This window comes from Flavobacterium muglaense, assembly GCF_014305155.1.
Classification (GTDB): domain Bacteria; phylum Bacteroidota; class Bacteroidia; order Flavobacteriales; family Flavobacteriaceae; genus Flavobacterium; species Flavobacterium muglaense.
In genome coordinates this window covers 1-14,435 of sequence record NZ_JACRUK010000011.1, presented here as the reverse complement: position 1 = coordinate 14,435, position 14,435 = coordinate 1, and the positions used below count along the sequence as shown (strand labels likewise).

The window sequence follows — 14,435 nt, the reverse complement described above, 5'->3', positions numbered from 1 at the left end:
CTATATTAAAAATTTTGAATGAATAATTTTCAGCAAAATCTCAATAATATTATCTGGAAAATCTTTAAACTTTTCATAAATTGAGATCAAATCATTTTTATGTAATGTTAATTTACCAATACATATGGCCATTAAAAACTCATAAGGAGCAGTGTCTTTATTTGTGTTTTCATCTATAGAACCAATTATTATTGTTGCCATTAATGAACTTGAATTAATATCAATTTCATAATTCAATTCTTTATTTGTTGCAGCTCTTAAAAATGAAGCTTGTATTATGCCATCGTTATATCTATTAAAATTTTCAGGATCAAAAATATGTCTTTCAAAAATTGTTTGCTTTATATTCTTTTTAATTCTAAAATTATGAAGTACCGATAAAATTGAAAAATATACTTTAGACTGCTGAATCTCCTCTGGTTTCCAATTTGTAAATTTAAAAAACGCAAAATTTTTATTAAGTACTAATCTATTTCCATTTGATTTATTCAAATAAACATTATTGATTAAGCCATCTTTATTATCATTTAATTCATTGTATCTTTTTTCAAAATATTCTTTGGTTTCACTTGTCATAATTGATTTCGTTTCAAAATCATCAAAGCCAAATAATAAAGTTTTAATTAAATCTTTTTCAAACTCCCAACTAATACTATCACTATCTTCATTCGGTAATAAAATTTTATCTATTGTGATAAAACTATATGTTGAAAAATCATTGTACTTACCATATTTAATATTACTCATTAAATTAGAATATGCTTTCTCATCAATACATCTAACAAAACCATTAAAATAAATTATTTGAGAATGTTCTTGAGTTCTTAACTTCCTACTTACATCTGATATTTTTTTACCATTTGAAATACAAGAAGAACAAACTAAATAACAAGATGGTTCTGCAAAGGTATCATCTAATTTTAAGTTTTTATAAAATACTGATTCAACCGTTTTAGAATGGGCATCCTGATAATATTCTTGAATTTTATCTGCAATATATTTTGATTCAGCATCATCTACATATATAATACTTTTTATGTTTATTGGAAGTTGATTAATTATTAAATTTTTAGTTTTCTTTTCAAAATGATTTAATTTTTTACCATTTATATCAATAAATAATTTACTCACATCAATATAAATATCTCTTGTTTTACCTAAAGAATTTTGGCCTTTGTAACAGCTTACAAAATCATAAGCTAGATAATTAAACATTAAATCACTTAAATTATCTGGAGCATCTTTCAATATTATTTTAAATTTAGAAACTATTGGTGGAGAAGGTATAAATTGCTCATCTCCAAATTTAATTTCAAATGTTCTATTAGGAAATGCTTTTTTGAACTCATCCGGTCTTTTAGATACAAATTCATTTCCTAATATTTCTAATGAATTTTGTTTATTCATTATTGAGTAATTATGATGTTTACTTTTATCAAAACCGAATAAAACAACAATTTTAGACCAATCAATACCAAGAGTATTTAATTTATTTGGTAATGACCCATTAATAGATGTAGAAACAATAAATAAAGAATTATCTATATTTTCAATATCATCTCTTGTAACATTACTAGAAGAATATAATTTTATTCGTGGATTATATACTACCGAAGTAGATATATTTTTATAAAGAATACAAGAGTAAATTAAAGGAAAAATTGTAGGGGTATCTGAATAAATAATTTCAGCATTGTTCTTAAAATATGGTAATAGAAAAATCGATAAAATATTTATATCCTGGCTTTCCTTAAAAATATTCCCAATTCTAATAAAATGTGTCGCGTATACTTCCGATGGTAATAAAAAATAAGATTCTAAACCAGCTTTTAAAATGGAATCATATTTAACTAAAAAATGTGAACAAATAGAATTTGATATTTTAAAATATATTTCCTCTGCAATTAAATCATTTTCATCAAGATTGATTATTAATCCATTTTCTAAATATACACATTCAATTATTTTTATATTTTCGAAATTTGGTATCCTCTCCTTTATTACTTCGTATTGAATTTCATTATGTGGTCGTAACAAATAAATTATTTCAGGAGTATAATTAATACTCAAATATGATTTTATTTCTGTTTCAAGGTCTAGATTATTATCACAAGAAGAAATTGCAATACACCAATGTAATTTATTTGAATGTTTGAATGAAGTAATATTCATAAATTAATTGATTTGAATTGGTAAAAAAATTGAAAACATTGTTCCTTCTGTTTTATAAGTTGGAATTGCTTTATTTTGAATGCTATGCCAATCATCTAATTTATAATCTTCTCGATTATTCTCTATATAACCATTAAAAGGTTTTTTTTGAAAATCTCTAACGAGTTTTAAACCATTTGTTCTTAATTTAAGAAAGCCTTTTCGATCGCCTAACAATTTCATCATATTATGTAATCCGAAACCTCTCTCATAACTACTGGTTTTATCACTTGTGTTATTTTTTATTAAGCAATCAATAATTGCTTCATATATTACGTCTTTAGAATTAAAGTCGCTTATATCTTTCTTAGACCATTTACTTGCCAAACCTGAACCTGAATCAAAAACTGATATTTCAACAATAACATTATCAGCAACATTATTTGTAATTAAATTTGAAATATATTCATAAAGAGGTTTGTCGTCTTTACAATTATTAAGTAAAGTTTCTTTATTGCCGTGATGAGATGAAAAAACTAACCCTCTTAATCCTGTTGGAAAAGTTTTATTTGAATAATCGCTTTGACTCCAATAATGAGTGTTTTCAATTAATTCAAAAATTATTTCTCCAATTAATTTATCATAATGTTCTAAAACAAAAGTTGAAGTACCAGATATATAACTTTTAGAAATATCAATTAGAATATTTTTGGATAATTCTATAATCTCTTTTTTTGATTTTAATGTTCCATTAGAAAAATAAAAAGCTGAAGGAAATGGATTTGCTGAATGCTGAACTGAAGGAATAAAACTGTTAGTTCCTTTTTTCCAATTTTCATTTAATTTAAAAAATTTTGTTCTTTCCTTAATTACTTTGGCAACTATAGCTGAAACTTCTGTTTGGTCTAATAAATAAATACCATTTTTATATCCCATACAGCCTGCAACAAAATTCCAATAACGATTAAACATTACATCTATCTTATCTTCAAGTTCTAATGTTGTAGAATTGTAATGAATATATAATTTTCCTGTGCTTAATCTACTCCATGTTATTATTAATTGAATAATCTCTGAATAAATCCCCAGTTGCTTACCAGTAATATTTGCTGGAATATATAAATCTACATTTGAGGACTTTTTTAAAACTTTATAAGCCTTTTCAATCTCCAAATAAGATATTTCGTTTTTTATACTTATTTTCATCGATAAATTATTTAATCACCTGTTTTATTAAACTCATGTTATACTCCAAATCCTTATCATTTTCTATTTGAATTTGAAAATTACCATTGCCACGATGACCGATATTTGAAACATCCTTTGCCAAACCTTTTTGATCATCTTTTACGCCTATCTTGTTTTTTCAACTTTCCTCCTCAAAATATATCTTATAGAATTTCTTGCCATTATTATCTACCCCTTTTTCTATTAATTCTTTTTTTCCATGAATATAAATATGAAAGTTTTTATCAAGTTTTAAAACACTTTTAAAAAAACGTGCTTGTTTTTTTGTGGCTTTTTCTGAAATTTCAAAGTTATCTTTGACATCAACATTTTTTTCCTTTTCATAATTAGTTTTAAAAGTATTAAAACTATCAATATATTCAGGTTTTTCAATTACTTCACTAGCAAACTTATTAAATTCAAAAACGTTTTCTTCCTTAAAAAAAGCTGCCGATTTATTTAAAAGGTCTGCTTGGTCTGTTCTTTTTATTTCAAATTTATTTGATAATTCTTTAGAAATAAATTCTTTACATAATGACAAAACATTTTGAGTATTATAATATTCGTTTTTCCTTTCTCTAACGCTTAAAAAATTATCAAACCAATATTGAGCATCTGAAGTTTTGTTTGTATTGTCGATTACTGATAACAGATAACCTTTTTCTTTATCAGTGTTAAATATCAAGCACCCTTTGTCCAATTTATTAATATTCATACCTAATAAACTTTCTAGTTCAAATCCATTGGGGTTTGATTTGACGTTTAAAAAGGTGTCCTTGTTTTCAGATTTTAAAATTGCTATGCCATCAACAATTTCATCATTAATAATACAGTCCTTTAAATAAATAACATAAAAATCGCCTCCTTTTATTTTTGGATGTGTACTTTGATTGTATAGATGACTAACTAGAGTCTGCGAAACTTCTAAAAATTTTGTATTATCCTCAAATAAAACATTAACAAGTTTATATACAGGATTTAAATTTAAATCATGTGTAAAATAAAATTCATATAAAGAATCAAACTTAAATACATTTTGAATTAGTTTAAGAATATTGGATTCTGAATTATCAAAATTTGTTTCGTCTTGTGAAAATTTAATTCCTTCACCGTATGATTTATTTCCCACATTGTGGATAATTAATCTATCTATTTTTTCAATTGCTACATTCATTTCTAATTATTTTCTTTAACTGCATAATGTGGAATTAAACCTACACCATCTGTAAATTCTGCAACAGTATGAAAATACTCTAAATTGTTTTTCTCCCAATATTCTTTAGGAGCATGTTCAACCATAAAAATTTGAAAGTCACTTTTTAACTCTTCAACAATATATTTCATAAATTTATTTAACAAATTAAAAGCATCCATCAATTTTGTTTTATCATCATTTTTAACTTTTGCTCCCTCTCCTGAATAATACGGAAAACTAGGCTGATCAATAAATAAAAATCGAGGAACATGTTCTTCACTAACTTTAATCATATGTTCATGTAGTCCCAAATAAAAACATAAATGTAAAAACATATAGTTAGAGGAACTTCCTGTAGTTTCGATTTCAAATAATTGATCCGGTTTTTTTAATTTCAAATTCATATCATCTAATGAAAATCTTATTTCATAGTCGTTATATTCCGGCATTGAATTAATTAAATTATAATTTCTTTTAATCGAAGAATCTAATTCATCTCCCATTATATGTTTACTACTATCAATATCATTAATAATATCTTCTAATTTGTATACTTCTTTAGTATAAGTCTCAAGAATTTTGTTATCCGTATATACTACATTATTTTTATCATTGATAATTTGATTTAATTTACTTTTTAAAGTTCCAATTAAAATATATTTACTTGCTTCATTTGAAACTGTTGCTTTTATTTTGGGTAAAGTATCAATCTCAGTCTGTACTTTATTTAATTCCTCTTTAAATTTATCTAATTGATCTTGATATGTAAAAGTTTTAAAATCTGATTTAGTATAACTATCTTTAATCTGTAATAAAGAAGCTTCTAATTCCTTAATAAAAATTAACACTTCATGAGATTTTATTATTTCATTGTAATTCTCACTTATATATTCTATTGGCTTTAAACTATCGGTGTAATTATTTAAGTTTCTATTATAATCATAAACCTCCTTTTTGAATTTCTCAATAGAATTAATTTGTCTATTGATTTTTCTTTTATCCTTATTTAAATTATCAAGTTTATTAAACGTTTTTTCATTATCCGCCAGAGCAACATATTCACTAATAATTTTTGATACAACATCAATAGCTTCTTCACCTTTAAATTCAAAATCTACATCAAGCAAATTATTTTCTTTACATTCTGTAAATAATGAACGTAGTGATAATTCTATATTTTCTTTTGCCCTTCTCTCTTTATTTATTTTTCTTGTAACGGTTGCTATTTGTGAATTAAGCTCCTCTAATTTTTTTCTGTTCTTAATATTTAGCATTTTATCTACTCCAATAGCCATTAAGAAAATTTCTCTTAAAGCTTCATCTGAATCAATTTCATAATATGCCTTATCAAAATAATTTGTTGAATTGATTATAATATCTGCAGAAATAGAATTAAGCAGTAAAAAATATCTATAACTAATAGATTTATAATTGGCTAAATATAAGTCTCCACTATCATCTATTAAAAACTCCTTATTTAGAATATCTTTCAGTTCCTCTATTGTGATGTTTGGAACTGGTATATCAACAATCTCATTTTTGTCTGAAAAAAAAACTTCAGCCGATACGCTTCCGCTATTTCCGGACTTTCTAGCTATAAAAAAATTTCTTTCATTAATATTAAAATCAATTGAGTACCATTCTACATTTTCATTAATAGTCTTTTCTACTATCCTGCTTTTATTCGACAGCAAACAATAATCTATAATACTCATAAAACTGGTTTTACCTTTTGTGGCACCACCAGTAATAACGTTTACTTTATTAGGTTGAAATTCGTATACCTTAGGTTCAGAATTATTTTTAAACCAAAGTTTAATTTTATTTAATTGAAATTTCATAATCTAATCTTTAAAATTTTATAAAGTGAACTAGTATCATATTTATTGGTCAATTCAATAAAAGGCCTAATTGAAAAAAAGATTTTAATTATTCTATCTCCAATAGAAGATTCATTAAAATTGACCAACCCGCCCTCCACGCAACTGATAATTCCATTTTTAATTATTACATCATTCATTTCTTTCAATAATGTAAATGAATTAATAGTAATAGGAATTAATTCTAAATATTTGTCATTAAAACTACTGAATAAAGAAGGGTATTTATCGATTAGGCTTTCAATATTATCGAAATTTTCATTTAATAATCTTTCGACTAAATTATCATCAAGTAGAATTGGCAGAATTATAAATAATCTAGATATATCAATACTTTTAGAGAACTCAAGGTATTTTTTTATAACTAATGCTGAAATAGCTTCATTATTATATACATAGTAACTATTACTCATTTTTTATATTTATTTGTCCAATCAATATGCCATCCAATTCGTGGTTCATTTGAAAGAATGTAAAACTGACCATTACTTAGTTCCTCATTTAGCTCATCATTCTTTAATCGTAACTTTTCTTTTCTAACCTCATCAACACATTCAATAGCTATTCTCCTTACCATCTCATCATCAGATTCAATTTCCCCAGTATTAATTTTGGACTTATAATCTCGATATTTATCTTTAAATATTCTTTGCCAAATAAAAACTGCCTCAGCATCGAACTCGTTTTTTTGAGTTGATAAAATATCCCCATTTTCTTTCCAATCATTTAAATAATTGAAAGTTTTAAGCATAGAGGTGGTATATGTTAAAATCTCATCAGAATCATCTTCAAAAGTTTCTCCAATATCAATTAACTGCTTAATAAAAGTCTGTGACTTTAAATCTTCTGGATATATTAAATTCAATTCTCTTCTAGGCAAAATGGATTTTTCATATGCAAAATCAAAACAATTCCCATAACGCTTAGAATAATGTTCAAAACTTATTGAAAATTTATCCCTTCCTATAATTGTCAGAAATTTGTCTTCTTGCATATTTGAGTATAACGAATTATAAACATCATCAACTCTATCTAATTTCATTATTTGTTTATGAATCCTTTTCTTAATCAAGTCTATTATATTTTCAGGTTCTGAAATTATTTGAATTTGATTTATAAACTTTGCTTTATGTGCTTGCTTTAGCTTTTTTAATTTTTCAATTTGAGCTTTAATATCAATCGAAGAGGTATTATTATATAAATCTACAATATAGTCAGAAAACTCTTTGATACTAATTTCTTTCTTTTTAAATTTTAAAACGTTGTTTAAAAAAGGGTTACCTAAAATTGATTTATTTGTAACAAGTTTAAACGATGTTTGACCTAGAAATTTATCAATATTTCCTGATGCTTCCATGAATAAAATCCAGTTATTTATTGATTTCCATAAATCTGAATCTCTCTCAGTTAAATTTATATTCTCGCCCTTAACTGTTTTTTGAATTGTATGTTTTGTTTGCAATAATTCAATATTACCATTAGATAATTCAATATGAATATCATCTAAAATTTCAAAACCTATTTTTTGTCCATGACTTAAATCTAATGTTAAGTACATAAAATATAAAAACTGATAGTCAAAGCCTATAAGTTGGGGACCAGCTGTGTGATCATCATTTATTTTAAATTCATCCATAGTTATTTGCTATAATTAGAAAAGGTCTTTTAATTTATGTTCGGCAATATCAATGTATAAAAAATTAAATTTCTCTTTTCATTATTAATTTCTTATAAACATCATATTTATACTCAACAATCTCCCCAGACAAAATCAATTCAATCACTTTATCTATTATAGGTAACGGAACAACAAACCATTCTCTAGGTGTTATCCTTCTTCCTTTGTCATCATGAATATCTATATTTAAACAAACCTCAGCAAAAAATCTGTGAAGCAATTGTTCGAATTTATGTGGATTAACATTATAGCATTTATAGGTACTGACAATATGAACTTCAGCCATTAAATAGGTTGGTTCTTTAGCAGCGTTTTTAATCCTATCTCTTACATCAACCTTTGAAAAACCAATTTTATATAAATCTTTAATTTCAGATATGCTCTTATTCGTTGATTTGGATTTTAAAATATAAATCCAACCTGTTTCTAAATCTTCTTCATTTGCAATATTGGCATTTTTGAATAATTCATTTTCTGCTTCTGAATCTGTATCTGAAACAATTCTTCCATTAACATATAATGCTTTGGCTAGGGAGCGATAATACATATTACTTTCTGTACCATTTTCAAAAATGATTTTTGTCCTGCCATCTTTCCTTATTCTATCTTTGATTTGTCTATCTTCAATACCGTCTTTTTCTAAAAACAATAATAAACCATCTAATAAATAATACTTCCCTTGTTCTAGATTTTGTTCTACGTCTTTAAACTCATTAAGCTTCCTTTTACCTTCTCTTAATTCTTGATGTACTTTTTTGAAAGCAGTTTCATAAGATGCAAATTCTTTCTCTTTTATTGGTTTTCTACGTGCAACAAAATCGGTTTCTTCTCTGTCTTTAGAACTTGGTACATTTTTAAGTTTGAATATTTCTAACGTATCATCAGTATCTAATAAACCAAATTCATCATCGTTCAAAATATCATCAATAGAATTAATTTCTACAATTACATTGCCCAATAAATCATAAGTATCATACGGTTTTAAGATTTCTATTTTTTTATTGTTCTTTCTTAATTCTTTTAAAACAACTCCTAAACTCCTTTCAGATACTACAAAAACATCTGCTTTGGGTTCTCTATTGTTTTTTTGATAAAAGGCATTGATTTCCTGAAACGAATCAATTAAGCGCTCCTCTTCTGATTTTATATTGGAAACTTTAGCTTTTGATTCTAATAGTCCAAATTCATCGTCATTAAAAATATCATCTAATGTTATTTTCTTTTTACTCATTTGCTTTTGCTTTACGTCTTTGTTCTCTCAAAAATATAATAGCTTCTGCTAATCTTCTTTCTTGTGGATCGAATGCTTGAATACTTGGTTGCTCTCCTGTTTGTGCTACCCAGTTTTTTATTTTGGGCCATAAGACAATGGCTTCTTCTTCAGTCATTTCTATTCTTGTAGCATCAATTGTTTCTTGAATTGCCTTAAAAACTGATGCTGTAACCGATTTAGATAAAATTTCAAATGCTTTTTGAAAAGGGTTTATAGTATCAATTAAATCAATATCTAATTCATCGATATTTATAAATTGACTAGCACCAACCAAAAAACGTTTATCCCCTTGCGTTTCTATGGTTCCATTTTTAATTACAGAATCAACTACAACAAATTGTCTTACTTCTTCAACTTGTTCTTCAGTTAAATCAGGATAGGTTTCACGAATAATTTTTGGAATTAAAACCGTATTAATTACCTCTGGGTCAACATTGCCTGGCAAGGCTTTAATCATTTTATCGTCTTGAAGAATTCTAGCTTTTAAATCGTTAATGTCTGATTCTACAATATCCTTAACTCTTTGTGATGTTGGCGTTTTAAAGCCTCTAATTCTAATTGTATCATCATCGTCTTCAGATTCGTCTTCATCTGGAAACTTGGGTTTGAATTTAAAATTAGGTGCTAATACTTGTTCCATCAATAAGGAAGCCGTAATAGCTTTAAGCATATTATTAACCGACAATTTTACTTCACCATCTTGTGCATCAGGTTGAGCGATTAGATTGGTAAATTGTGCATGTGTTTTATTCTCACTATCTCTAGTACATCTTCCAATAATTTGGATAATTTCTGTTAACGAACCTCTATACCCAACCGTTAATGCGTGTTCACAATAAGGCCAGTCAAAGCCTTCTTTGGCCATTCCTAACGCAATAATAATATCCACGTCATCAGGATTATTAGAAACTCTTAAATACTCTTGAATTTTATCTCTTTCTTTTTGATTGTCATTTACTAAATCGGCAACTTTTAAAAGTTTTCCTGTTTTTCTGCTACGAACAAACATAACCCCTGTTACTGAATCTTGGTATTCTAAATCTCCTAGACTATCTACAATTTTGTTTACTTCCTCATATTTGTCCTTTTCAGATTCTCCTGAATTTACACTTGGAATATGTACAATTGTTTTTTTGTTTTCGTCTAATATTTCATCAATTGCTGAAGTATATTTTCCTTGATAAAAATGATAGCCAATACCCAAAGATTTTAGATGCTCATAACCGTTTAATTGTTCATAGTAGTTATAAGTTACTTTAGTAAATTGCGCTTCTAATTCAGGTAATAATACTGGTACACTATCCCCACGAAAATAAGAGCCTGTCATTGCCACAATATGCGAGGTTGACTTTGCCATTATGGAACGTAATACTTCACCCAAACGATTATTACCATCCGCTGAAACGTGATGAAATTCATCAATAGCAATTACACAATCATTAAAAACCTTTTCATCAAGACCTTCACAAGCATTTCGGAGTGTAGCATGTGTACAAATCAATAATTTTTCATCACTTTCGAGAAAATTATTAAATGCTTTAATTTTGCTCGATTCACCACCTGGAGTACAAAGATTGTAAATGTCATTTGGTTCCCAATTAGCAAAAAAGCCATCTTTTATTAAATTGGTATTTGAAAATGAACTACCTATAGAACGCTCAGGTACAGCAACAATAACTTTTTTAATACCTTGATTTATTAATTTATCTAAACCGATAAACATTAATGCCCTTGATTTACCTGATGCTGGAGGAGCTTTGATCAATAGATATTGTGCAGTACGAGCTTCAAAAGCTCTTTCCTGCATTTGCCTCATACCAAACTCATTCGTTTTTTTGCTTTTCCCTGCTTGGTTGTATTTTACGTGAACGATATCTGGCATGACTATTTTTTACGGTTCTTAATTATTTTTTCGATGGATTCTATTTCAACAGCATCTTCATTTTTAGCATCTTCTAATTTACGTTTGTTGTCAAATGATTCATAAAGAGTGCCCACTTTTTTTTCCATTTGCTTATTGCTGACTTTACCAGCTCCTTGAAGAATATTTCTATCATTAAAAAGAAGAATTCTATCTACATTTTCTTTCCAGAATTTTGTGGTAATGTCCAATCGGCCTTTGGCTCTCAATTCAGCAGTTTCTAAAAAGATTACTACCAATCTGTTCAGTGTATCCAACTCATCTTCAGTTAAATAATTTTTAGCAATAAAAATATCTTGTTTTCTAACAATATTACCTTTCCAAGACTGCAATGCCATATTAGGCTTATTAGGGTTGGCTCTTGCTACTATCAATTCGGCAGCTGTTTTATTAGTAACCGCAAACAATAATTTATTTTGAACTTCGGCAAAAAACATTTGCGTTGCCTTATCCGTAGGGTCATAATCACTGCTTAATGAAAAAAGATCTCTCACTTTTTGATAGAATCTTTTTTCGGAGGCACGAATATCTCTAATTCTTGCCAGTAATTCGTCAAAATAATCAGGTCTGCCATCAGGATTTTTTAAGCGGTCGTCATCCATAACAAACCCCTTAATCATATACTCTTTTAGGTTTTGGTTTGCCCAAATTCTAAATTGTGTTCCGCGTTTGCTTCGTACCCTGAATCCAATTGCCAAAATCATATCCAAGCTATAAAAAGTAACTGTATAATTCTTACCATCGGAAGCAGTTGTTAAGTAATCCTTAATAACTGAATTTTGCTGTAACTCTCCATCTATCAATATGTTTTTGATATGCATACTGATATTAGGGATTGAGGTGTCAAAAAGTTCTGCCAATTGATTTTGATTCATCCAGATAGAACCATCTTTGGCATATAAAGCTACTGATACTTTACCATCAGGAGTGTTGTAAATAATAATATTTTGTTTATTATCTTCCATGCTGATTATTTTACTTTCTTGATTTTCTTTTGTTTTACTAACAAACTATTTTTAGCTGTCATTTCTTCGTACATTTTAAATAGGTATTCTAAACGCTCTACATCATTTTCAAAAGGTTTCAAACGATAGCATCGTTCTATGGCAAGGTCCAGTTGATGGTGGGCTTCCTTTAATTCAGCAGGCATTTTATCCGGATCGTATAATTGCGCTAATGTTTTTTCAGAATATTTGGCTCTTTCGTCTAGTATTTCAAAAACATGCAAATTGATAATTTCTTTTTGTTTGTCTGTAATGGTTGGGAATGGGAAAGTATTGTAACACAAACCTGCTGAGTATCTATAATCAGTTTTAAGTTTTCCACCAATATTTTTAATCCATATCATATGGATTTTTGAAGTCAATAATCCAAAAATCCATGGTTGGGCATTGTATACTGCTAATGCTGAATCTGCTATTATTGTATTTGAGTCAAAAAATCCAATCGGAATATACTCTCTATTTTCAGATGAATGCCTTGGAATTATGATAGAATCTGTATTTAAATGTCTTTTTTCTCCAAATGAATATGGATATTCTGCTAGTTTTTGAGTTGCTTCTCTTTTACTTTTTTTTCTTAAATGATAATTTGCTTCAATCCGAGATTTAACAAATGGAATCGAGTATGCTAATTCAACATCTTGTTCATCTATCCACAGACAGTACTTTTCTTTTCCTCGTATGAATTCTAATGAACCGACAAACTTTTTTATAATTTTTTTTGAATCAGGATTATTACTAATCAAGGTTAGCTTTTCTTCTTCGGATAACAATAAATTACCTCCATCATTTGCCATATTACCAAAATTAATTGGTGGTAAATTTGAAATAGGATTGCTTCTTTTATTAATGATTATTTGACTTCCTTCAATTAAGTATGCATTTATATTATATACTTTCTTTTGAAGATTTTCAATATATAAATATTTTTGAGAATTAGATATATTTCTCAAACAAACAATAATTACTGTAACTCCTGCATTCCCTTTTGCATTATTAGTCCATTTAAAAGATTGATAAGCAAAATCAATTTCAATTTTATCATTTAATATATTAGGCCATATTAAAGCTATTTGTTCACCTTGACATATAGAATTTGTAGAAACAAAAACACATTTACAATTAAAGCCTTCAATATATTTAGCACCTAAATAAAACCAACTGGCAATATAATCCATGTTATTATAGCCATTGATTTTATTAAAAACAGTACTCATGTCCGTTTTTTGTTTTTCGTCTTGAAGTCTAGCCCCCAAATAAGGTGGGTTTCCTAAAATATAAATTTCATCCTCTTTTGTTTTTGGGCAAACGTCTTCCCAATTTATTCTAGTGGCATTTCCTTGGGTAATATGACCTGCTTCTTTTAGCGGTAAAATTGGTTTCGCCCTACCATAATCATGCAATTCATCGACAAATACTTTGTTCATTTGATGTTCTGCCAACCACAAAGATAAAATTGCCATTTCGTGAGCAAAATCATCCAACTCAATACCATAAAACTGAGATAGTTTTACTTCGGTAAACCAAATTTCAGTTTGCCGTCCGTTAAAATTCATTCTTGCTTGTGGTGCATTTGCGACTACTTGATGACCGTCTTTTGTAAAATGTATTTTAGATTGGCTACCATCAATAATAGTGGTACTTTGTGGTTCATTAATTTCTTTGATAATCTCTATTTCTAAAGCTCTTAATTCTTTATAAGCTATAATTAAAAAATTTCCACTACCACAAGCGGGATCAAATATTTTTATTTTAGAAATCCTATAAATTAATTTTCTTAGTTGATTGATTTTGCCTTTGCTTTTTTCAAATTCTTCTCGAAGTTCATTAAGAAACAATGGTTCAATTACCTTAATGATATTGGGTACCGAAGTATAGTGCATTCCTAAGCCACTACGGTATGCAGGATTTACTACCGCCTGAATCATTGATCCAAAAATATCAGGATTAATTTCAGACCAAACTAAATTTCCACATTCTAGAATAATCTTTCTAGCTTTCAATGAAAACTTTGGAGAAACAATAGTATCTCTAACTAAACCACTATGGACTGAAAGTCCATAGATTTGGTTAGCAGACTTAAAGTCTGCACGGTTGCTAGTCTTCAAT

10 protein-coding genes are annotated in these 14,435 nt (G+C 27.6%); all 10 read right to left on the bottom strand.

Annotated features, from left to right (window positions below):
• Entirely contained in the window at nt 1-2,172 is a 2,172-nt protein-coding gene (locus tag H8R24_RS06575; protein ID WP_187017766.1) for a hypothetical protein, read from the bottom strand.
• Nucleotides 2,173-2,175: 3 nt separating this feature from the next.
• Entirely contained in the window at nt 2,176-3,357 is a 1,182-nt protein-coding gene (locus tag H8R24_RS06570; protein WP_187017765.1) for a hypothetical protein, read from the bottom strand.
• 160 nt (nt 3,358-3,517) lie between these two features.
• Nucleotides 3,518-4,552 (bottom strand): nucleoid-associated protein, encoded by a 1,035-nt coding sequence (locus H8R24_RS06565; protein WP_187017764.1) that lies wholly within the window; start codon nt 4,550-4,552, stop codon nt 3,518-3,520.
• A 2-nt stretch (nt 4,553-4,554) separates the two neighbouring features.
• Nucleotides 4,555-6,414 (bottom strand): DUF3732 domain-containing protein, encoded by a 1,860-nt coding sequence (locus tag H8R24_RS06560; RefSeq protein WP_187017763.1) that lies wholly within the window; start codon nt 6,412-6,414, stop codon nt 4,555-4,557.
• Nucleotides 6,411-6,866, bottom strand: a complete 456-nt coding sequence (locus H8R24_RS06555; protein ID WP_187017762.1) for a three component ABC system middle component — start codon at nt 6,864-6,866, stop codon at nt 6,411-6,413. Before H8R24_RS06555 ends, H8R24_RS06560 begins: the two co-directional genes overlap by 4 nt.
• Entirely contained in the window at nt 6,863-8,089 is a 1,227-nt protein-coding gene (locus tag H8R24_RS06550; RefSeq protein ID WP_187017761.1) for an ABC-three component system protein, read from the bottom strand. Before H8R24_RS06550 ends, H8R24_RS06555 begins: the two co-directional genes overlap by 4 nt.
• 64 nt (nt 8,090-8,153) lie before the next feature.
• Nucleotides 8,154-9,362, bottom strand: a complete 1,209-nt coding sequence (locus H8R24_RS06545) for a GIY-YIG nuclease family protein (protein WP_187017760.1) — start codon at nt 9,360-9,362, stop codon at nt 8,154-8,156.
• The gene (locus H8R24_RS06540; protein WP_187017759.1) at nt 9,355-11,286 is read right to left on the bottom strand and encodes a DEAD/DEAH box helicase; all 1,932 of its coding nucleotides are present in this window, start codon (nt 11,284-11,286) and stop codon (nt 9,355-9,357) included. The genes H8R24_RS06545 and H8R24_RS06540 overlap by 8 nt, the downstream gene beginning before the upstream one ends.
• Nucleotides 11,287-11,288: 2 nt before the next feature.
• Nucleotides 11,289-12,290 (bottom strand): virulence RhuM family protein, encoded by a 1,002-nt coding sequence (locus H8R24_RS06535; RefSeq protein ID WP_187017758.1) that lies wholly within the window; start codon nt 12,288-12,290, stop codon nt 11,289-11,291.
• 5 nt (nt 12,291-12,295) lie between these two features.
• A partial coding sequence (locus tag H8R24_RS06530) for a class I SAM-dependent DNA methyltransferase (protein ID WP_187017757.1) occupies nt 12,296-14,435 on the bottom strand: 2,140 nt, incomplete at its 5' end.

Bases quoted from the DNA above. Each gene is read 5' to 3' on its own strand.
- H8R24_RS06570 (WP_187017765.1), bottom strand. From the start codon at position 3,357: ATGAAAATAAGTATAAAAAACGAAATATCTTATTTGGAGATTGAAAAG.
- H8R24_RS06535 (WP_187017758.1), bottom strand. From the start codon at position 12,290: ATGGAAGATAATAAACAAAATATTATTATTTACAACACTCCTGATGGT.
- H8R24_RS06575 (WP_187017766.1), bottom strand. From the start codon at position 2,172: ATGAATATTACTTCATTCAAACATTCAAATAAATTACATTGGTGTATT.
- H8R24_RS06555 (WP_187017762.1), bottom strand. From the start codon at position 6,866: ATGAGTAATAGTTACTATGTATATAATAATGAAGCTATTTCAGCATTA.
- H8R24_RS06550 (WP_187017761.1), bottom strand. From the start codon at position 8,089: ATGGATGAATTTAAAATAAATGATGATCACACAGCTGGTCCCCAACTT.
- H8R24_RS06560 (WP_187017763.1), bottom strand. From the start codon at position 6,414: ATGAAATTTCAATTAAATAAAATTAAACTTTGGTTTAAAAATAATTCT.
- H8R24_RS06540 (WP_187017759.1), bottom strand. From the start codon at position 11,286: ATGCCAGATATCGTTCACGTAAAATACAACCAAGCAGGGAAAAGCAAA.
- H8R24_RS06565 (WP_187017764.1), bottom strand. From the start codon at position 4,552: ATGAATGTAGCAATTGAAAAAATAGATAGATTAATTATCCACAATGTG.
- H8R24_RS06545 (WP_187017760.1), bottom strand. From the start codon at position 9,362: ATGAGTAAAAAGAAAATAACATTAGATGATATTTTTAATGACGATGAA.